Raw genomic sequence first — 18,854 nt, 5'->3', positions numbered from 1 at the left:
CGCTTGTGTGCTTTGACGCAGCAAGGTAAGCCTAGCGGCAAATAACCTATCAAAGAGGAGAGGTCTGATGCGGGCATTCGTGTTTCCGGGCCAAGGGGCGCAGACAATTGGAATGGGGCGGGCTTTGGCTGACGCTTATCCAACTGCAAAAGCGATTTTTGACGAAGTTGACGAGGCGCTTGGTGAAAACCTGTCTGGTTTGATTTGGGACGGCGATATCGCTGAGCTGACTCTGACGCGTAACGCCCAGCCAGCGTTGATGGCGACATCATTGGCTGCAATGCGTGCGCTTGAGGCTGAAGGCGTTTCAATTTCCGCAGCGAGCTTTGTCGCAGGGCATTCGTTGGGCGAATATTCGGCATTGGCTGCGGCTGGTGCATTGACTGTGGCAGACACGGCCCGACTACTCCGTTTGCGCGGGACCGCGATGCAAGAGGCCGTGCCGGTTGGCGTTGGCGCAATGGCCGCGATCTTGGGGTTGGATTTCGCGACAGTTGCGGAAATCGCCGAAGAGGCTGCACAGGGTGAAGTGTGCCAAGCTGCAAACGATAACGATCCGGGGCAGGTGGTTGTGTCAGGGCACAAGGCAGCCGTGGAGCGCGCAACAGTGATTGCAAAGGAAAAGGGCGCAAAGCGCGCGCTTCTTTTGCCAGTGAGCGCGCCATTCCATTGTAGCTTGATGACGCCCGCGGCGACTGTGATGGCCGAGGCGCTGGATGATGTGGAAATCAAGACCCCAGCGGTACCGCTGGTCGCAAACGTTGAGGCAAGCAGCGTCACCGACCCTGCTGCGATCCGTTCATTGCTTGTTGAGCAGGTTACCGGCTCTGTGCGTTGGCGCGAAAGCGTTGCCTACATGGCGACGAAAGGCGTGACAGACGTGTTCGAAATCGGCGCTGGTAAGGCGCTATGCGGGATGGTTAAACGTATTGATCGCAGCTTGACTGCAACCGCAGTTGGTACACCAGAAGACGTCGTTGCCGTTGCTGCTGCGCTAAAGGATTGAAGAAGGAATTAGAAATGTTTGATTTAAATGGAAAAAATGTCCTGATTACGGGCGCTTCTGGTGGCATTGGCGGGGCAATTGCAAAGGCACTGCACGGCGCTGGTGCAACCGTCGCACTGTCCGGTACACGCGTTGAGCCGCTTGAGGCATTGGCCGCAGAGTTGGGCTATCGTGCGCATGTACTGCCATGTAACCTAAGTGACGCAGACGCAGTGAATGCATTGCCAAAGCAGGCTGCTGACGCGATGGGATCAGTCGATGTATTGGTGAACAACGCTGGCATCACGCGAGACAACATCTTTATGCGTATGTCGGATGAAGAATGGTCTTCGGTTCTAGAGGTCAACCTGACATCGACCATGCGTCTGTGCAAAGGTGTGATCCGCGGCATGATGAAGTCCCGCTGGGGGCGCATCGTGAATATTTCGTCTATTGTTGGCGCGACAGGTAACCCAGGGCAGGCGAACTATGCTGCATCAAAGGCTGGTATGGTCGGAATGTCCAAATCCATCGCCTATGAAGTTGCGAGCCGTGGAATCACCGTAAACTGTGTTGCACCCGGTTTTATCACCACTGCGATGACCGATAAGCTGAATGATGAGCAAAAGGCTGGTATTTTGTCGCAAGTTCCCGCCGGTCGTATGGGCGATGCAGAAGAGATTGCTGCGGCAGTTTTGTATCTTTCTAGCCCCGAAGCTGCTTATGTTACCGGTACCACCTTGCATGTGAACGGCGGGATGGCCATGCTCTAAAAGCCGGGCATGAAATCGTTTGCCTAAGCGGAATTCTCTGCTATAGGCCACCCAGATTTGCCGAAAAAAGTGCATGTGACGTCACGTCGGATGTTTGCTGCGCAGATCGGTGAAACCCCGATGGGGGAAAAATTAAGTCGGGCGCAAGCCCAAATCAGAACGGGCATCTGCCCAGAAAGACATGAGGAATTGATATGAGCGACGTTGCAGACCGCGTACGCAAGATCGTAGTAGAGCATCTTGGTGTTGAAGAAGACAAAGTGACGGAAACTGCGTCCTTCATCGATGATCTGGGCGCAGACAGCCTTGACACTGTTGAGCTGGTTATGGCGTTCGAAGAGGAATTCGGCATCGAAATCCCTGACGACGCTGCAGAAACCATCCAGACATTTGGTGACGCGGTTAAGTTCATCAACGGCGCACAATAAGCCGTTACGACAGAACAAAGAAACGGCGCCTTCGTGGCGCCGTTTTTTTTATGCTTGAAGGTTGTTTTAGCCACCTAACGTGACTTAATTTAACACCGAGCAGTTAATAAGTGCGGCATCTGAATGGTGTCTGAGTGTGATGTAGGGTGCGCGCGCCGACTCTGGCTATCAGCAAAGCAATGCTGGCAGCGTGACGTGGTCTTGCCCCTGTACTGCTGGCTAGGTTATCAGTGCATTCAAATACGCCAAGAGGTGAGGGCAGAATATGCGTCGAGTAGTTGTAACTGGCTTGGGTTTGGTAACCCCGCTGGCTGATGGGGTTGACGAATCCTGGGAACGAATTTTGGACGGCCAGTCTGGTGCCGGCAAGATTACTGGTTTTGATGCAAGTAAGCTGACCACTCAGTATGCGTGCGAAGTTCCGTTGGGCGATGGCACCGATGGTACATTCAACGCCGACAAATACATGGATCCAAAAGAACAGCGTAAGGTCGATACCTTTATCATGTTCGGTATGGCTGCTGCCCAGCAAGCGATTGAAGACGCAGGCTGGATGCCCGAAGATCGTGAAAGCCTCGAGCGGACCGGTGTTCTTATGGGCTCTGGTATCGGTGGTTTGAATTCGATTGCGAACACTGCTGTGATGATGGCCGAAAAAGGCCCGCGTCGCGTTTCCCCATTCTTTGTGCCGGGTGCATTGATCAACCTGATTTCTGGTCAGGTTTCGATCAAATACGGTTTCCGTGGTCCGAACCACGCTGTTGTGACCGCATGTTCAACTGGTGCGCACGCGATTGGTGATGCATCGCGTTTGATCCAGCACGGCGATGCTGACGTTATGGTCGCTGGCGGTGCTGAAGCTGCGATTTGTGAAATTGGCATTGCGGGCTTTAACGCCTGTAAGGCACTGAGCACGAAATATAACGACGATCCTGCAAAGGCGAGCCGCCCTTGGGACGAAGACCGTGACGGTTTTGTCATGGGCGAGGGATCTGGGATGGTCGTGCTTGAAGAATACGAACACGCTAAAGCGCGTGGTGCTAAGATCTATGCAGAGGTTCTGGGATATGGTCTGAGCGGCGACGCACACCACATCACAGCCCCACCACCTGATCATGAAGGTGCTGAGCGCGCGATGCGTGCGGCGTGCCGGAACGCGGGGATTGAACCGACGCAGATCGATTATGTGAACGCGCATGGTACTTCGACGATGGCTGATACCATTGAATTGGGCGCTGTTGAGCGTTTGGTTGGTCCAGAGGCAGCCGAGAAACTAACGATGTCTTCAACCAAATCAGCGACGGGTCACCTTTTGGGTGCCGCTGGTGCGATTGAGGCGATTTTCTCGATCCTTGCTATCCGTGATCAGGTTGCGCCGCCGACAATCAACTTGGACAATCCTGCAGTTGAAACCAAGATTGATCTTTGTGCGAATGCAAAGCGCGAGCGTAAGATCGACATCGCATTGTCGAACTCGTTTGGCTTTGGCGGCACGAATGCTAGCGTCGTGTTCGGAAAGGTCACCTAATGTGGCGCCATATCGCGTCTAATTTTCTGACGTTCTTTATTGTTGCTTTGTTCCTCTTGGTCGGTGGTATCGGCTGGGGGATGAAGCAATATTCTGCGCCGGGCCCCTTGGAGCAGGCAATTTGTTTTCAGGTCGATCGCGGGACGAACATGTCTCGTGTCGCGTCGAAACTGGTTGATCAAGGTGCAATTTCGTCTGAGTTCATTTTTGAGACGGGCGCGGATTATTCTGAGAAATCTCATCTTTTGAAGGCTGGTAGCTTTCTGGTGCCAGAGCAGGCCTCGATGGAAGAGATCGTGAGCATTGTGACCCGTGGTGGTCAGAATACTTGCGGTACCGAAGTCGTTTACCGTGTTGGTATCAACAAGATGCAGATTCAGGTGCGTGAGCTTGATCCTGCGACGAACCGTTTTGTTGAACTTGTGAACTATGATCCGTCCGAAGTTGAGACGCCTGCGGAATACACCGAAGTTCGTGAAGCATCCGATACCCGGTATCGTGTTGCCTTGGCTGAAGGTGTGACCAGCTGGCAGATCGTAAACGAGCTGAGCGCGATTGATATTTTGGTTGCTGACGTGCAAGAGACCCCGCCTGAAGGTTCGCTTGCGCCTGATAGCTATGACGTTACGCCAGACACGCGTGTGTCATCGATCATTGCGCAGATGACAGAGCGGCAGTCTGCGATCATCGCAGAGGCATGGGCCGAGCGCGCAGATGGTTTGCCTTTGGAATCTCCAGAAGAAGCAATGATTCTGGCAAGTATCGTCGAGAAAGAAACAGGTGTTCCTGAAGAACGTCGTCAAGTTGCGAGCGTATTTGTGAACCGCTTGAACCAAGGCATGAAGCTGCAAACAGACCCCACCGTCATCTATGGCATCACGCAGGGTGAGGGGATTCTGGGTCGTGGTTTGCGTCAAAGTGAATTGCGTGGTGAGACGCCTTGGAACACTTATGTGATCCCGGGGCTGCCGCCGACACCGATTGCCAACCCCGGCCGTGCGAGCATCGAAGCGGCGCTGAACCCAGACACCACAGAGTATATCTTCTTTGTGGCTGATGGTACTGGTGGCCACGCATTTGCGACAACATTGGACGAACATAATCGCAATGTTGCCCGCTGGCGCGAGATTGAAGCTGAGCGTGCATCTGATAATTAATGTGCTGTAAAGGTTAATAAAAAGTCAGTCGAGGGTGCGCGTCGGTACCCTCGGCTGATTGACTTTTGGGCCTGCCTGTGCCTATAGTTGTCGTGCTAGAAGGCGTCGATTATCGCCTCTCGATGTAACGGAAGCTCACCCCTTACAGGCGAATATACATGAACAAATTAGACGATCAGGGGCAGGTGGCCCTTGATGATGCATCGGCCCGCGTGACCGAGATTGCGGAGCTATATGTGAGTGTTCGGAATACTATCCGTCACATGATTGCAGAAATTGGGTTGCCGACTGATGTGGCCTCTAAACCCCTTTTGACAAAGCTAAGTGAATTACAATCCGCGCATCTCAAGGTGCTTGCGGCAGAGGAGGCGTTTCATGCCCAACAGCAAGCCAATCAATCTGACGCCGATATCGACTATGACGCCTTGCGCGCTGACATCGGGAGCCAGCTTGATCGCCTCCGCGCCGCGACCCGCGCAGGTTGAGTTTTTAGACCAACTGACGCCTGCACAGATCGCAGCACTGCCTTATCTGTTCGACTTTTGGGCTTTGCCACATCAATTGCCGCCTGACGGTGACTGGCGTACTTGGGTCATTATGGGCGGCCGCGGTGCGGGCAAAACACGGGCAGGGGCCGAATGGGTGCGTGCAATGCTAGAAGGACCACGCCCCACCGTGCCCGGCCGGGCCCGCCGAATGGCGATTGTCGCCGAAACTATGGATCAGGCTCGCGAGGTGATGGTCTTTGGTGAAAGTGGCATCATGGCTGTGAGTCCCCCGGATCGCCGCCCAGATTGGATTGCGACCCGTCGGCTACTCGTTTGGCCCAATGGTGCGCAAGCGCAGCTGTTTTCTGCGCATGAACCCGAAAGCCTGCGTGGTCCGCAGTTTGATGCGCTCTGGGCGGATGAATTGGCAAAATGGCGCAAAGGTGGTGACACGTGGGATATGCTGCAGTTTGGTTTGCGATTGGGGGATCATCCTCAGGCGTGCGTGACGACGACACCGCGCCGTGCGGCAGTTTTGCGTGATTTGCTTGAGTTGGACACGACCGTGGTCACCCGTGCGCCGACGCAGGCGAACCGTGCTAACCTTGCCCCGAGTTTTATCGCCGAGATTGAGGCGCGTTATGGTGGTACCTCTTTGGGGCGCCAAGAAATCGACGGTACCTTATTGGATGACGTCGATGATGCGCTTTGGGTGGGCGATCAATTGGCCGGGATGCAGGCCGATCATTTACCGCCCTGCACGCGGGTCGTCGTTGCGATTGATCCGCCGGGGACATCGCATAAAGGATCCGATGAATGTGGGATTGTGGTTGCGGGTGTCGTAATGGATGGCCCCCCACAGGATTGGCGTGCCTATGTGTTGGCTGATGTGTCTATGTCTGCGGCGCGTCCAACTGATTGGGCGCAAGCTGCGATCAATGCAATGGATCGGTTTGGCGCTGATCGTTTGGTCGCCGAGGTTAATCAGGGGGGTGACATGGTCGAGGCCGTTTTGCGGCAAGTCGATCCATTGGTATCCTATCGGTCTGTTCACGCCTCAAAGGGTAAGGTCGCGAGGGCAGAGCCGATTGCCGCGCTTTATGAGCAAGGTCGTGTGCGGCATGCGCGCGGGTTGGCCAAGCTGGAAGACCAGATGTGTCAGTTAACCATCCAAGGATTCGTCGGTCGCGGATCGCCTGACCGGGTCGATGCGTTGGTTTGGGCGCTTTATGATTTGATGATTGAACCAGCACAGAACTGGCGCAACCCCAGTATTCGCGGGCTTTGATCCCGTTGCGTAGGGGTGCGTACGCATCCCTACCATCTTTGTAATCATTTAAATGCAAATTGTTTTCATGGATCGCAGACGGTCATCAACGGCCGATTGGCACCAAAGGAGTTTTGAATGTTTGAATTCTTGAACCGCACTGCGTCGGAGCAGCCGGTGGCTGAGGTCAAAGCCTCGGCCACGGGGCGTGTGATGGCGATGTCAGGTGCGGGCCGTGTGGCGTGGAGCCCGCGTGATGTCGTGTCACTGACCCGGACAGGGTTTGCGAATAACCCGATCGGGTTTCGTGCAGTGAAGATGATTGCTGAGGCGGCCGCTGCAGTACCGGTTGTTTTACAGGATGCAGAGCGCCGCTATGACACCCATCCGGTATTGGCGCTGTTGAACCGTCCTAATGCTGGGCAGGGCCGTGCGGAGTTGCTTGAGGCGTTGTTTGGCCAGCTATTGTTGACTGGGAATGGTTATCTTGAGGCTGTTGGCGATGATGGTCTGCCACTTGAGATGCATGTCTTGCGCTCTGACCGGATGTCGGTTGTACCCGGTGCTGATGGTTGGCCGATGGCCTATGAATACAGTGTGAACGGTCGCAAGCATCGCTTTGCGGTTTCTGATGGCCAAGGCCCGATTTGCCATATTAAGAATTTCCACCCGCAGGATGATCATTATGGACTGTCTGCTTTGCAGGCCGCTGCGAATGCGGTGGATGTTCACAACGCTGCTTCTCGTTGGTCAAAGGCTTTACTGGATAATGCAGCCCGGCCATCTGGTGCGATTGTGTATCGCGGTGCGGACGGGCAGGCATCACTGTCGGCGGATCAGTATGATCGCCTGCTGAGTGAGATGGAAACCCAGCACCAGGGTGCCCGTAATGCTGGTCGCCCTATGCTGTTGGAAGGTGGGCTGGATTGGAAGCCAATGGGGTTTTCGCCATCAGATATGGAATTCCAGAAAACCAAAGAGGCCGCCGCGCGTGAAATCGCGATTGCCTTTGGTGTCCCGCCGATGCTGTTGGGGATTCCGGGTGATGCGACCTATGCCAATTACCAAGAGGCAAACCGCGCGTTTTACCGTTTGACGGTATTGCCACTGGTGACACGTGTCACCAGTACGATTGCAGATTGGTTGTCCGATTTCACTGGCGAGCGGATCGAGCTGCGCCCGGATTTGGACCAGATACCAGCGCTTTCAGCTGAACGAGATGCCCAATGGCGTCGTGTGGGAGAGGCCGCGTTTTTGACCGATCCCGAAAAGCGTGCGTTGCTTGGTCTTCCTGCGATTGAGGTTGGCGATGCCCGGTAAGGTCGTTGATCTGAAGGGTAAGCCACACCGTGAAGTGAAACCTCCGGTTTCTGATTTCTGGTTTGCCCAAGTCGATGTGCGTCTTGGTCGGATCGAATTCATGGTCACTCGGTTAGAGCGCCAAATTTGCGCCGTGGTCTGCGGCTGTTTTGGCCTGTTGGTTTTCGAAATTGTGAAAGCACTGAGCGGGAGAGCGCTATGAGTTTGGAACATAAATTTTGCCAGTTGGGTGCTGATGTCACTGTTACTGATGGATCGGTGATTAGTGGCTATGCATCCTTGTTTGGAAAGGCGGATCAGGGCGGTGATACTGTGGTGCCGGGGGCCTATGCCGCGTCACTGGCGCAGGGTCGCCAGATCAAGATGTTATGGCAGCACGACCCCGCCCAGCCGATTGGCGTTTGGGACGAGGTTCGTGAAGACGCCAATGGCCTATGGGTTAAGGGCCGATTGCTGACTGATGTTGCTAAGGGCCGCGAAGCTGCCTCATTGGTCAGCGCGGGTGCGATTGATGGGTTGTCCATTGGTTATCGCACTGTGAAGGTCCGAAAGAACGACAAGGGCGGACGCCTTTTGTCTCAGTTGGAGCTGTGGGAGGTGTCTTTGGTCACATTCCCCATGCTTCCCGATGCGCGTGTAGCGGCCAAGGGGGATGATCCTAGCGCCGGTGCAATGCGTGAATTGGCAGCGGTGTTTGAAGATGCCCGCCGTTTGATGGCGCGGGACTAACCCTCGCCGCACCACAATCAAAGGAAGATTGATGAGCAAGACTGAGAGCGATTCTCGGGTCGGGGAAGATGTGTCTCCTGCCCGCGAGCTGAATGTGGCCGTTGCCGGGTTCATGAGCGAATTCAAAGACTTTTCTAACGGCATTAATGCCAAACTTCAAAAACAGGATGACCGGATGAACAAGCTGGACCGTAAGACAATGATGAATGCCCGCACAGCGTTGGCGACAAATGCTGCCGAGGATGCGCCGCACCAAAAGGCGTTCGCAGCTTATTTGCGTTCCGGCGATGATGACGCGCTGCGTGGTCTGGAACTGGACGGCAAGTCGCTGAATACGTCAATTGCGGCTGACGGCGGTTATTTGGTTGACCCACAGACGTCGGACACCGTGAAAGGTACGCTTTCTTCGACGGCGTCGATCCGTGCGATTGCGAATGTCGTGAACGTCGATGCCACGTCGTATGATGTGCTGGTTGATCATACCGAAATGGGTGCGGGCTGGGCGACTGAAGCGGGTTCCGTGACTGAGACAGACACACCGCAGATCGATCGTATTACGATCCCACTGCATGAGCTGTCTGCGCTTCCAAAAGCGTCCCAGCGTTTGCTGGATGACAGCGCGTTCGACATCGAAGGTTGGCTGGCCGGTCGTATCGCTGATAAATTCGCACGCTCAGAGGCTGGAGCGTTTATCAATGGTGATGGCATCGACAAACCTACGGGTCTGATGACGTATCCAACTGTCGACAACGATGTTTGGGCTTGGGGTAACATTGGCTATGTGCCGACAGGTACAGCCGGTGGGATTGATGGCGGCGACGCGATTGTGGACCTTGTCTATTCGCTGGGTGCTGAATATCGCGCGAACGGCACATTCGTGATGAATTCCAAGACGGCAGGCACAATTCGCAAGCTGAAAGACAATGATGGTCGATTCCTTTGGTCTGATGGTCTGGCTGCGGGCGAACCTGCGCGTCTGATGGGTTACCCAGTGCTGATTGCCGAAGACATGCCTGATATCGCGGCGGACGCGATGGCGATTGCCTTTGGTGATTTTGGTGCGGGTTACACCGTTGCTGAACGTCCTGATCTACGCGTCCTGCGCGATCCGTTCTCGGCCAAGCCTCACGTGCTGTTTTATGCCACGAAACGTGTTGGCGGTGCCGTCAGCGATTTTGGTGCAATCAAGCTTTTGAAGTTCGCGACCAGCTAAGGCTGGCGTGAAAGCGGGGGCGTGATCGCCCCCGGTCCCCGGACGCATCCAAGGCGATCCTGTGTCGTCTAGCAGCTTCCTTCCGTCCGAGTGATGCAGGGTGGCCTGCGTCCGGGGTTCTTGACCTTAAAACGGTCCCAAGATCAGAAGATTTCGGAGATAATCCATGATGTTAGTCGAAGAGACCACCGTGCCGCAATCGGCGCTACCGGTCGCACAATTCAAAGACCATATGCGCCTTGGTTCGGGTTTCTCGGATGATGGGTTACAAGATGGTGTGCTGGAAAGTTATCTGCGCGCTGCTATGGCCGCGATTGAAGCTCGCACTGGTAAGATACTTATTGAGCGCGAGTTTAGCTGGACGTTGACCGCGTGGCGCGATGCCCGCCGTCAGCCGCTGCCTGTTGCCCCTGTGAGCGCGATTTCGTCCATGGCCCTGATCGCGATGAGTGGTGACGAGGTTACTCCTGATGCGGGGGCTTGGTATCTTGAACCAGATATGCAGCGCCCCAGCATAAAGGCGAGCGCTGCTGCGCTGCCGTCTATCCCGACAAATGGTACTGTGCGCATTGGGTTGATGGCTGGCTTCGGTCCCGAATGGTCAGACTTACCCGCTGATTTGGCGCACGCCGTATTGATGTTGGCTGCGCATTATTACGAGTTCCGTCATGAGGTTTCGCACGGCACTGCGTCGATGCCGTTTGGCGTGTCTGCCTTGATCGAACAGTACCGCACCGTGCGTCTGTTTATGGGGAACCCGGTATGAAAGCGCCGCATTTGAACCGCGCGTTTGTGTTAGAGGCCCCTTTGCAGGTGAGCGACGGTGCTGGTGGCTATGTTCGTGAATGGCAGCCGCTGGGCATACATTGGGCAGCGGTCAAGGCCGGGTCCGGCCGCGAGGCGGCTGCGTTTGCTGCGACTGTTTCACGTGTTCCTTACCGGATCACGGTGCGCGCGTCGCCCCAAGGTGCACACTCGCGTCCCGTTGCAGGTCAGCGTTTTCGCGAAGGTAACCGCATTTTCAGCATTACGGCAGTGGCGGAGCAGGGCAGTGATGGCCGGTTTCTGACCTGTCACGCGCTTGAGGAGACAGCATCATGAGCTACGGAGTTGCTTCAGCGCTGCAGGCCGCCGTCTATGGCCAATTGTCGAATGATCCCGATCTTACCGGTCTTGTTGGTACAGCAATCTATGACGCGTTGCCTAGTGGCGCGCTACCGCCGTTGTATGTGGTGTTGGGGGCCGAAGATGTACGCGATGCATCGGACAAAACCGGTGGCGGCGCGTTGCATGAATTCACGGTGACTGTCGTGACCGAGAGCGCGGGGTTTTCGACTGCTAAAACCGCCGCCGCCGCCGTGTCTGACGCTTTGGTCGATGCTGACCTGATGCTAACCCGCGGCGCACTGGTGTCCCTGAATTTTTACAAGGCGAAGGCCGCCCGTGTTGGCACGGGTGACGTCCGCCAGATCAACCTGATTTTCCGCGCGCGTGTCGCGGATGACGCTTAATCCCTAAAAGGAGTACTGGCTATGGTAGCCCAGAACGGTAAAGACCTGCTGGTCAAAATTGACATGACAGGCGGCGGTTTGTTTGAGACGGCCGCGGGCCTGCGTGCGACCCGGATCAGTTTTAACGCTGAGAGCGTGGATGTTACGAGCCTTGAAAGCACTGGCGGATGGCGTGAATTGCTGGGTGGCGCAGGTGTTAAGACTGCATCGATTTCGGGGTCAGGTGTGTTTAAAGATGACGCGACGGATGAACGTGCACGCCAAATTTTCTTTGATGGTGAGACGCCAAATTTTCAGGTGATCATTCCTGATTTTGGCACCGTTGAAGGCCCATTCCAGATCACGTCGATTGAATACGCTGGTTCGCATAACGGCGAGGCAACCTATGAGCTGTCGCTCGCATCGGCTGGTGCGCTGACCTTTACGGCGTTGATCTGATGACGAACCCTTGGACCGGCGAAGCCGAGGTGCGCATTGATGGCGTTTCACACATTTGCAAACTGACTTTGGGCGCATTGGCCGAGCTTGAGACGCGTTTGGGTGAAGGGTCATTGCTTGACTTGATCCGCCGGTTCGAGGGCGGCGCGTTTTCAAGCCGCGATGTGATGGCGGTCGTTGTCGCGGGGCTACGCGGCGGCGGATGGCGTGGGACGTCTGATGATTTGATGACCGCCGAAATTGAGGGTGGCCCCATCGGCGCGGCACAGGTGGCGGCCACTTTGCTCGCGCGTGCCTTTGCCACGCCCACATGATCGGGCTGGATTGGCGCGGTTTGATGGAGGCTGGGCTGCATGGATTGCGGTTAAGACCGGATCAGTTTTGGGCGCTTACCCCAGCTGAACTGCAAATCATGCTGGGCCTTACCCAAACGTCGCCCCCAATGCGACGAGACCGATTGGCCGAATTGCAGACCGCATTTCCTGATGTGGATAAGGAGAATTTGGATGGATGATTTGGATAAGATTGATCAGTTAGAGAGTGATGTCAGTGCGCTGGAGCAGACAATTGGTGAGGCGTCGCAAGTCACCGCTGCCTTTGATAGCCAGTTGCGCGGCGTCCAAGGAGCGCTGGCCGATACGACACGTGATTTAGGTAATCTTGAACGCGGGTTTTCTGGAGGGCTTCGCCGTGCGTTTGATGGCCTGGTTCTGGATGGGATGAAGTTGTCTGACGCGCTGAGTGGTCTCGCGCAATCCATGATCAACACCGCCTATTCGGCCGCTGTTAATCCGGTGATGAACCACATGGGTGGTGTTTTAGCTGATGGTCTGAACTCGGCCGTGTCGAGCATGATGCCATTTGCCGACGGTGGTGCGTTTACCCAAGGCCGCGTGATGCCGTTTGCCAAAGGTGGTGTTGTCAGCAGCCCAGTGACCTTTCCGATGCGCGGTGGCACCGGGTTGATGGGTGAGGCCGGGCCAGAGGCAATCATGCCGCTGTCGCGTGGCGCTGATGGTCGTTTGGGTGTGCGTACCCAGGGGGGCGGTGCTGTGACTGTGAATATGAACATCACAACGCCAGACGCCCAGAGCTTTCAACGGTCGCAAGGGCAGGTTGCGTCGCAGATGGCGCGTGCCTTGGGCCGTGGCCAACGTAACCGATAGGAGAAGAGCTGATGGCATTTCATGACATAAGATTTCCCGCCTCGCTGAGTTTCGGTTCGGTGGGCGGCCCGGAACGCCGTACCGATATTGTGACGCTTGCGAATGGGTTTGAAGAACGCAACACGCCTTGGGCGCACGCCCGTCGTCGTTATGACGCGGGTATGGGGTTACGGTCACTTGATGACGTCGAAACCTTGATCGCGTTTTTTGAGGCCCGCCAAGGCCAGCTTATTGGGTTCCGTTGGAAAGATTGGAGCGATTTCAAATCCTGCTCTCCATCAAAAGAGATTGATGCCGAGGACCAGTTGATCGCGATTGGGGATGAAGTCACAGCCCAGTTCCAACTGACCAAGACTTATCGGTCTGGTGACACAACATACGCACGTCCGATTTCCAAGCCTGTTCCTGGCTCAGTTCGTGTGTCGATTGGCGGGGTGCTGCAGCAAGAAGACGTTGATTTTAGCATCGACAACAACACGGGTGTGCTGACTTTTGGTCATCCGCCAGATGTTGGTTCAGATATTCGTGCGGGGTTTGAATTCGACGTGCCAGTAAGGTTCGACACTGATGCGATCATGACGTCGGTTTCAAACTTTCAGGCTGGTGAAGTTCCCAATGTTCCAATCGTGGAGGTCCGCGTATGACCGCTGCAGCATTGCACGAGCATTTGGCGACTGGGGCAACACATGTCTGCCATTGTTGGGCGCTAAAGCGTGCCGATGGCGTGACCCTAGGGTTCACAGACCACGACGCGGCTATCGCCTTTGACGGTATCACCTTTACCCCTGAAAGCGGGCTAAGCGCGCGTGCGCTGGCCAGTACCACAGGCCTGTCTGTCAACAATACCGAAGCGATTGGTGTGCTGTCTGCGTCGGCTATTACCGAAGCGGACATTGATGCGGGGCGCTATGATGGGGCGGAAGTGACGACTTGGTTGGTGCAATGGGATAACCCAGCGGCCCGGCAGGTGCGTTTCTTTGGCACAATAGGTGAGATCACGCGGGCGCAGGGTGGTTTTCAGGCAGAGCTGCGTGGATTGACCGAGGCCCTGAACCAACCGCAGGGCCGATCTTATCTAAAGACGTGTAGTTCGGTTCTGGGTGATCGGCGATGTGGCGTCGATTTGGATGATCCGGCGTTTGCGGTGACGACTGAACTGACCTCCACAACCGATGGTCAGGTGCTTTCGTTCGCTAATCTGTCTCCGTTCAATGACCGCTGGTTCGAAGGTGGTCAGCTTATCGTTGAGACCGGTAAGGCGGCCACGCTGCGCGGCGTGATAAAGTCGGATGTTGTGGTTGAAGGAATCCGCAAGATCACCTTGTGGGAACCGATCCGCGCCGCAATGGACATTGGTGATCGTGTTCGCCTGATCGCAGGTTGCGATAAGCGTGCGGCGTCGTGTCGTGACAAGTTTAGCAATTTCATTAACTTTCAGGGTTTTCCTGACATTCCCGGTGACGATTGGCTGGTAAGCGTACCGCGGAGTAGCGGCGTGAATTCCGGTGGGAGCCGCAGCCGATGACGCCTCCTATCGTAGAGGTGGCTCGGGATTGGATTGGCACGCCTTATCTACACCAGGCGTCTGTTCGGGGTGTCGGGTGCGATTGTTTGGGATTGCTGCGCGGTGTGTGGCGGACCCTTTATGGTGCTGAGCCTGAGCTTGTGCCAGCCTACACGGCGGATTGGTCCGAACCGCAGGGGCAAGAGGCGCTTTATCAGGCGGGGTTACGTCATATGGATGATGTGACGGGAACGCCTTTATCGGCCGGTCAGGTTTTGTTGTTTCGTATGCGGGCTGGGTCTGTCGCAAAGCATATTGGTATTCTCTCCAACACCTGTAGCGCCCCGGCATTTATTCATTCGTATTCCGGGCATGGCGTGGTCGAAAGCCCGCTTTCGACCCCTTGGCGTCGACGCATCGCCGCGCAATTTGATATTTCAAAAGGATAACTGGTCATGGCGACAATCGTTCTTTCTGCAGCTGGTATGGCTATTGGCGGTTCAATCGGTGGCACTGTCATGGGGCTGTCTATGGCGACCATTGGTCGTGCGGCAGGCGCTGCGATTGGCCGTCATATTGATCAAAAGATTATGGGCGCAGGTAGCGAGCCTGTCGAAACGGGGCGTGTTGATCGTCTGCGTTTGACGGGCGCGAATGAAGGCGCTGACCTGCAGCAAATCTATGGCCGTATGCGCGTTCCCGGGCAGGTAATTTGGGCGTCGGAGTTCGAAGAAAGCAGTAAGACATCTGGCGGCGGGAAAGGTGCGCCGCCGACGCCAGAGGTCAAATCGTTCTCGTACACCGTCAGCATTGCGATTGCGCTTTGTGAAGGTGAGATTAGCCGCGTAGGCCGGATTTGGGCCGATGGCACCGAGGTCCCGCAAGATGATCAGAACATGCGCGTCTACACAGGCGCGATGGACCAACAGCCCGATCCCAAGATCGCCGCAGTCGAAGGGGTTGAGAATACTCCTGCCTACCGAGGCACAGCCTATGTTGTATTCGAAGACATGCCCCTTGCGCAATTTGGTAACCGGATCCCGCAACTGACGTTCGAAGTCATGCGCGCCGGTGAAGAAGAACTGGGTGATCTGGTGACGGGTGTCGCACTGATCCCAGGTACGGGGGAATACGGGCTGGCTACGTCGCAGGTCTATATGTCGCCGTCATACGGTGAACAGGTCGCGGTTAATACGAATTCACCCTTAGGGCAAAGCGACTTTAGCGCCTCTATGGATGCGTTGCAGGGCGAAGTCCCGGCCTGTCAGTCCGTCGTTATGGTGGTCTCTTGGTTTGGCGATGACCTGCGCTGTGGTGAATGCCAGATCATGCCGAAGGTAGAACAGCGCCAAGTCGACGCGGACGCGATGCCTTGGGCGGTGTCAGGTGTCACTCGTGCCACAGCCGAGGAAGTCCCCGAACTAGATGGTGCGCCGGTTTATGGAGGGACGCCAACCGATGCTTCTGTCGTTGAGGCACTGCGCGATATGAAATCTCGCGGACTTTCGCCAGTGTTCTATCCGTTCATTTTGATGGAGCAGCTAAGCGATAATACTCTGACCGATCCGTGGACGGGGACCACGGGGCAACCTGCATTGCCATGGCGTGGACGCATCACGACTGCGCTTGCCCCATATATGGATGGCACTACTGATGGCACCGCAGGGGCAGTGTCCGAGGTGTCGGCATTTATGGGGCATGCGACTGCGTCTGATTTCAGCGTTGATGGAACGACCGTTAGCTATATTGGCCCTGCTGATTGGGGATATCGCCGGTTCATCCTTCATTATGCCCACCTATGTGCAGCAGCCGGAGGGGTGTCTGCATTCTGTATCGGGTCCGAGATGCGTGCGCTGACCCAAATCCGTGGGGCCGGGAACAGTTTTCCTGCTGTAGATGCTCTGCGCCAGCTGGCAGCTGACGTCCGTGCGATCCTTGGGCCAGACTGTAAGATTAGCTATGCGGCGGATTGGTCAGAATACCATGGGTACCAACCTGCAGGGACTGCTGACAAACTATTCCATCTCGACCCGCTGTGGGCTGATCCTAATATCGATTTCATTGGGGTCGATAACTACATGCCATTATCCGATTGGCGGGATGGGGACGATCACGCTGATATAGAAGCCCAATCTATTTATAACTTGGGTTACTTGCGTTCCAACGTGGCTGGTGGAGAGGGGTACGATTGGTACTACACGACACCGGAGGCACGCGAGGCCCAGCGTCGTACGCCGATCACTGATGGAGAAGGCGAGCCGTGGGTGTGGCGCAACAAGGATTTCCAAGGCTGGTGGTCTAACCCGCACCATAACCGAATAGATGGGGTCCGAGAGGAGAATCCAACTGAGTGGATCCCTGAAAGCAAACCGATTTGGTTCACTGAATTCGGCTGTGCGGCCATTGATAAGGGCGCGAACCAACCCAATAAGTTCATTGATCCCAAATCATCAGAGTCCCGATTGCCCCATTACTCTAATGGGAACCGTGATGACTTTATGCAGATGCAATACTTGCGTGCCGTGTACGGGTATTTCGGCGACAATGCGAACAACCCAGTCTCAACGGCATACGGGGCGCCTATGGTCGATACGAACCGTATGCACGTATGGGCATGGGATGCGCGACCATATCCGTTCTTTCCCGGCAACCGGACGCTCTGGTCTGATGGAGATAACTATGCGCGTGGGCATTGGTTGAATGGACGGGTGAGCAACCGCGCATTGGCATCTGTGGTTGCCGAGATATGTGAGCGCTCAGGGGTGACACGCTATGACGTGTCACGGCTATACGGTGTGGTGCGGGGTTTTGCCGTCGCTAACATCGGCTCTGGCCGCTCTGCGCTACAGCCGTTGATGATGGCCTATGGGTTTGATGCGATGGAACGCGATGGTGTTCTGGTCTTTGAAAACCGCGCTGGGCACGCGGATCACGTGCTTTCACATGATGATCTGGCCATTGATACCGAAAAGGATCAATCAATAGCGCTGACGCGCAGTCCAGCCGCCGAAGTTGCAGCGCGTATTCAGCTGGTTCACCTCGACAATGATGGCGACTACGAGGCCATTGCCGCAGAGGCAGTACACCCAGATACCCAAACCTATGGGGTAAACAAGACCGAAGTCCCGCTTGCGCTGACCCGGACAGAGGGGCGCAACACGGTAACCCGCTGGCTTCAAGAGGCGCGGGTTGCGCGAGATCAGGCCAGCTTTGCCTTGCCGCCGTCGCAAATGCAGGTTGGGGCAGGTGATGTGGTTGCGCTGGATACAGCAGATCATCGTGGTCGCTATCGTGTCGACCGGGTTGAAGAAGCCGGTTTGCGATTGGTCGAGGCCACGCGTATTGACGCCGAAGCCTATCGTGGCCAGACATTTGACGGTGACGGACCCGTTTTACAGCCATATGTTGGCCCAGTCCCTGTTGAGGCGCTCTTCATGGATTTGCCGATGCTGACTGGCGACGAACAACCCACTGCGCCCTATGTCGCCACGGCAGGACGTCCTTGGCCGGGTAGCATCGCCCTTTATGGCTCATCCGAGGATAGCGGTTACACTTTGCAGACCGTGATGGATCGCTCGGCCACGATTGGTCTTACAGCAGGTGTGGTCAGGCAGGGGCCTATTGGTATTTGGGATCGGCAAGCTGGGCTTGAGGTGACATTGATCAACGGGGAACTCAGTTCTTCCAGCGATGCCGCCGTTTTATCAGGTGCGAATACAATCGCGATTGGTGACGGGACACCCGACAAATGGGAGATCATCCAGTTCCGCCAAGCCGTGCCTATCGCTGAGCGCACATATCGTCTGACTGGTTTGCTGCGTGGGCAGGCGGGTAGTCGTGGACTGATGCCAGACGAATGGCCTGTCGGGTCGCGTGTCGTTGTGATGGATGGCACGTCAAAGCAAATCACCATTCCATCTGCGCTGCGCGGTCTTCCTCGGCATTTCCGCTACGGCCCTGCAAAGCGCCCAATGACCGACGCCAGCTATCGCTATGAGCTGCACACGTTCAAAGGAAATGGGCTTCGACCCTATCCGGTGGCACATCTACGGTCTAAACTTGGGGCAGACGCTATTGAGCTTTCATGGTTTCGAAGCTCTCGGATCGACGGGGATATTTGGGGCGAAGGTGATATCCCGCTTGGCGAAGAAAACGAGACCTACCAAATACGCGTGATGCAAGACGGCATCGTGCGGCGTCAGGAAACCGTTGATACGCCAGTCTGGTCCTATAGCGACAGTATTCGCGCCGCAGAGGTCGGGCTATTGCCCTACCGGATAGAGGTGGCACAGGTATCAACACGATACGGCGCTGGGCCATTCATGGGGGTGGATATGCAGGTGTAAC

22 protein-coding genes are annotated in these 18,854 nt (G+C 55.8%); all 22 read left to right on the top strand.

Features of this window, described 5'->3' with window-relative positions:
* Nucleotides 1-67 precede the first annotated feature (67 nt).
* On the top strand, nucleotides 68-1,006 hold the full coding sequence (gene fabD, locus ACHUEV_RS01255; RefSeq protein ID WP_394177253.1) for an ACP S-malonyltransferase: 939 nt from the start codon (nucleotides 68-70) through the stop codon (nucleotides 1,004-1,006).
* 14 nt (nucleotides 1,007-1,020) lie between these two features.
* Entirely contained in the window at nucleotides 1,021-1,758 is a 738-nt protein-coding gene (gene fabG, locus ACHUEV_RS01250) for a 3-oxoacyl-[acyl-carrier-protein] reductase (RefSeq protein ID WP_394177252.1), read from the top strand.
* Between the two features lie 194 nt (nucleotides 1,759-1,952).
* Nucleotides 1,953-2,186, top strand: coding sequence for an acyl carrier protein (locus tag ACHUEV_RS01245; protein ID WP_045996352.1), 234 nt, complete (start codon nucleotides 1,953-1,955; stop codon nucleotides 2,184-2,186).
* A 265-nt stretch (nucleotides 2,187-2,451) separates the two neighbouring features.
* A complete protein-coding gene (gene fabF / locus ACHUEV_RS01240) occupies nucleotides 2,452-3,714 on the top strand; it encodes a beta-ketoacyl-ACP synthase II (protein WP_394177251.1) in 1,263 nt (420 codons plus the stop codon).
* The gene (mltG, locus tag ACHUEV_RS01235) at nucleotides 3,714-4,871 is read left to right on the top strand and encodes an endolytic transglycosylase MltG (RefSeq protein WP_394177250.1); all 1,158 of its coding nucleotides are present in this window, start codon (nucleotides 3,714-3,716) and stop codon (nucleotides 4,869-4,871) included. Before fabF ends, mltG begins: the two co-directional genes overlap by 1 nt.
* A gap of 158 nt (nucleotides 4,872-5,029) precedes the next feature.
* Nucleotides 5,030-5,356 (top strand): hypothetical protein, encoded by a 327-nt coding sequence (locus ACHUEV_RS01230; RefSeq protein ID WP_106744052.1) that lies wholly within the window; start codon nucleotides 5,030-5,032, stop codon nucleotides 5,354-5,356.
* Complete coding sequence (locus ACHUEV_RS01225; RefSeq protein WP_394177682.1) at nucleotides 5,289-6,647, top strand: DNA-packaging protein; 1,359 nt, start codon at nucleotides 5,289-5,291, stop codon at nucleotides 6,645-6,647. The genes ACHUEV_RS01230 and ACHUEV_RS01225 overlap by 68 nt, the downstream gene beginning before the upstream one ends.
* Before the next feature lie 117 nt (nucleotides 6,648-6,764).
* On the top strand, nucleotides 6,765-7,946 hold the full coding sequence (locus ACHUEV_RS01220; protein WP_394177249.1) for a phage portal protein: 1,182 nt from the start codon (nucleotides 6,765-6,767) through the stop codon (nucleotides 7,944-7,946).
* Complete coding sequence (locus tag ACHUEV_RS01215; protein ID WP_394177248.1) at nucleotides 7,936-8,148, top strand: hypothetical protein; 213 nt, start codon at nucleotides 7,936-7,938, stop codon at nucleotides 8,146-8,148. Before ACHUEV_RS01220 ends, ACHUEV_RS01215 begins: the two co-directional genes overlap by 11 nt.
* Nucleotides 8,145-8,675 carry an HK97 family phage prohead protease gene (locus ACHUEV_RS01210; protein WP_394177247.1) on the top strand — a complete coding sequence of 177 codons (531 nt, stop codon included), beginning with the start codon at nucleotides 8,145-8,147 and terminating at the stop codon, nucleotides 8,673-8,675. Before ACHUEV_RS01215 ends, ACHUEV_RS01210 begins: the two co-directional genes overlap by 4 nt.
* A gap of 31 nt (nucleotides 8,676-8,706) precedes the next feature.
* Nucleotides 8,707-9,888: a phage major capsid protein gene (locus ACHUEV_RS01205; RefSeq protein WP_394177246.1), complete on the top strand. Its 1,182-nt coding sequence runs from the start codon at nucleotides 8,707-8,709 to the stop codon at nucleotides 9,886-9,888.
* 166 nt (nucleotides 9,889-10,054) lie between these two features.
* A complete protein-coding gene (locus tag ACHUEV_RS01200; protein ID WP_394177245.1) occupies nucleotides 10,055-10,654 on the top strand; it encodes a head-tail connector protein in 600 nt (199 codons plus the stop codon).
* Nucleotides 10,651-10,989, top strand: a complete 339-nt coding sequence (locus ACHUEV_RS01195; RefSeq protein WP_394177244.1) for a head-tail adaptor protein — start codon at nucleotides 10,651-10,653, stop codon at nucleotides 10,987-10,989. The genes ACHUEV_RS01200 and ACHUEV_RS01195 overlap by 4 nt, the downstream gene beginning before the upstream one ends.
* Nucleotides 10,986-11,399, top strand: coding sequence for a DUF3168 domain-containing protein (locus ACHUEV_RS01190; protein ID WP_394177243.1), 414 nt, complete (start codon nucleotides 10,986-10,988; stop codon nucleotides 11,397-11,399). The genes ACHUEV_RS01195 and ACHUEV_RS01190 overlap by 4 nt, the downstream gene beginning before the upstream one ends.
* A gap of 21 nt (nucleotides 11,400-11,420) precedes the next feature.
* On the top strand, nucleotides 11,421-11,837 hold the full coding sequence (locus ACHUEV_RS01185; RefSeq protein WP_106353839.1) for a phage major tail protein, TP901-1 family: 417 nt from the start codon (nucleotides 11,421-11,423) through the stop codon (nucleotides 11,835-11,837).
* A complete protein-coding gene (locus tag ACHUEV_RS01180; RefSeq protein WP_394177242.1) occupies nucleotides 11,837-12,151 on the top strand; it encodes a gene transfer agent family protein in 315 nt (104 codons plus the stop codon). The genes ACHUEV_RS01185 and ACHUEV_RS01180 overlap by 1 nt, the downstream gene beginning before the upstream one ends.
* Nucleotides 12,148-12,351, top strand: coding sequence for a rcc01693 family protein (locus ACHUEV_RS01175; RefSeq protein ID WP_394177241.1), 204 nt, complete (start codon nucleotides 12,148-12,150; stop codon nucleotides 12,349-12,351). The genes ACHUEV_RS01180 and ACHUEV_RS01175 overlap by 4 nt, the downstream gene beginning before the upstream one ends.
* Complete coding sequence (locus tag ACHUEV_RS01170) at nucleotides 12,344-13,003, top strand: phage tail tape measure protein (RefSeq protein ID WP_394177240.1); 660 nt, start codon at nucleotides 12,344-12,346, stop codon at nucleotides 13,001-13,003. The genes ACHUEV_RS01175 and ACHUEV_RS01170 overlap by 8 nt, the downstream gene beginning before the upstream one ends.
* 11 nt (nucleotides 13,004-13,014) lie before the next feature.
* Nucleotides 13,015-13,647, top strand: a complete 633-nt coding sequence (locus ACHUEV_RS01165) for a phage distal tail protein, Rcc01695 family (RefSeq protein WP_394177239.1) — start codon at nucleotides 13,015-13,017, stop codon at nucleotides 13,645-13,647.
* Nucleotides 13,644-14,528 (top strand): DUF2163 domain-containing protein, encoded by an 885-nt coding sequence (locus ACHUEV_RS01160; protein ID WP_394177238.1) that lies wholly within the window; start codon nucleotides 13,644-13,646, stop codon nucleotides 14,526-14,528. Before ACHUEV_RS01165 ends, ACHUEV_RS01160 begins: the two co-directional genes overlap by 4 nt.
* Nucleotides 14,525-14,956: a C40 family peptidase gene (locus ACHUEV_RS01155; protein WP_394177237.1), complete on the top strand. Its 432-nt coding sequence runs from the start codon at nucleotides 14,525-14,527 to the stop codon at nucleotides 14,954-14,956. Before ACHUEV_RS01160 ends, ACHUEV_RS01155 begins: the two co-directional genes overlap by 4 nt.
* A 6-nt stretch (nucleotides 14,957-14,962) precedes the next feature.
* On the top strand, nucleotides 14,963-18,853 hold the full coding sequence (locus ACHUEV_RS01150) for a baseplate multidomain protein megatron (protein ID WP_394177236.1): 3,891 nt from the start codon (nucleotides 14,963-14,965) through the stop codon (nucleotides 18,851-18,853).
* Nucleotide 18,854 lies beyond the last annotated feature (1 nt).

The organism is Yoonia maritima, assembly GCF_043641945.1.
GTDB lineage: Bacteria > Pseudomonadota > Alphaproteobacteria > Rhodobacterales > Rhodobacteraceae > Yoonia > Yoonia maritima_B.
This window is presented reverse-complemented; position numbering and strand designations above follow the sequence as displayed.

Bases quoted from the DNA above. Each gene is read 5' to 3' on its own strand.
- ACHUEV_RS01245 (WP_045996352.1), top strand. From the start codon at position 1,953: ATGAGCGACGTTGCAGACCGCGTACGCAAGATCGTAGTAGAGCATCTT.
- ACHUEV_RS01205 (WP_394177246.1), top strand. From the start codon at position 8,707: ATGAGCAAGACTGAGAGCGATTCTCGGGTCGGGGAAGATGTGTCTCCT.
- fabF (WP_394177251.1), top strand. From the start codon at position 2,452: ATGCGTCGAGTAGTTGTAACTGGCTTGGGTTTGGTAACCCCGCTGGCT.
- ACHUEV_RS01155 (WP_394177237.1), top strand. From the start codon at position 14,525: ATGACGCCTCCTATCGTAGAGGTGGCTCGGGATTGGATTGGCACGCCT.
- ACHUEV_RS01190 (WP_394177243.1), top strand. From the start codon at position 10,986: ATGAGCTACGGAGTTGCTTCAGCGCTGCAGGCCGCCGTCTATGGCCAA.
- mltG (WP_394177250.1), top strand. From the start codon at position 3,714: ATGTGGCGCCATATCGCGTCTAATTTTCTGACGTTCTTTATTGTTGCT.
- ACHUEV_RS01170 (WP_394177240.1), top strand. From the start codon at position 12,344: ATGGATGATTTGGATAAGATTGATCAGTTAGAGAGTGATGTCAGTGCG.
- ACHUEV_RS01220 (WP_394177249.1), top strand. From the start codon at position 6,765: ATGTTTGAATTCTTGAACCGCACTGCGTCGGAGCAGCCGGTGGCTGAG.
- ACHUEV_RS01225 (WP_394177682.1), top strand. From the start codon at position 5,289: ATGACGCCTTGCGCGCTGACATCGGGAGCCAGCTTGATCGCCTCCGCG.
- ACHUEV_RS01200 (WP_394177245.1), top strand. From the start codon at position 10,055: ATGATGTTAGTCGAAGAGACCACCGTGCCGCAATCGGCGCTACCGGTC.
- ACHUEV_RS01230 (WP_106744052.1), top strand. From the start codon at position 5,030: ATGAACAAATTAGACGATCAGGGGCAGGTGGCCCTTGATGATGCATCG.
- fabD (WP_394177253.1), top strand. From the start codon at position 68: ATGCGGGCATTCGTGTTTCCGGGCCAAGGGGCGCAGACAATTGGAATG.
- ACHUEV_RS01150 (WP_394177236.1), top strand. From the start codon at position 14,963: ATGGCGACAATCGTTCTTTCTGCAGCTGGTATGGCTATTGGCGGTTCA.
- ACHUEV_RS01185 (WP_106353839.1), top strand. From the start codon at position 11,421: ATGGTAGCCCAGAACGGTAAAGACCTGCTGGTCAAAATTGACATGACA.
- ACHUEV_RS01210 (WP_394177247.1), top strand. From the start codon at position 8,145: ATGAGTTTGGAACATAAATTTTGCCAGTTGGGTGCTGATGTCACTGTT.
- ACHUEV_RS01215 (WP_394177248.1), top strand. From the start codon at position 7,936: ATGCCCGGTAAGGTCGTTGATCTGAAGGGTAAGCCACACCGTGAAGTG.
- ACHUEV_RS01180 (WP_394177242.1), top strand. From the start codon at position 11,837: ATGACGAACCCTTGGACCGGCGAAGCCGAGGTGCGCATTGATGGCGTT.
- ACHUEV_RS01165 (WP_394177239.1), top strand. From the start codon at position 13,015: ATGGCATTTCATGACATAAGATTTCCCGCCTCGCTGAGTTTCGGTTCG.
- ACHUEV_RS01195 (WP_394177244.1), top strand. From the start codon at position 10,651: ATGAAAGCGCCGCATTTGAACCGCGCGTTTGTGTTAGAGGCCCCTTTG.
- ACHUEV_RS01175 (WP_394177241.1), top strand. From the start codon at position 12,148: ATGATCGGGCTGGATTGGCGCGGTTTGATGGAGGCTGGGCTGCATGGA.
- ACHUEV_RS01160 (WP_394177238.1), top strand. From the start codon at position 13,644: ATGACCGCTGCAGCATTGCACGAGCATTTGGCGACTGGGGCAACACAT.
- fabG (WP_394177252.1), top strand. From the start codon at position 1,021: ATGTTTGATTTAAATGGAAAAAATGTCCTGATTACGGGCGCTTCTGGT.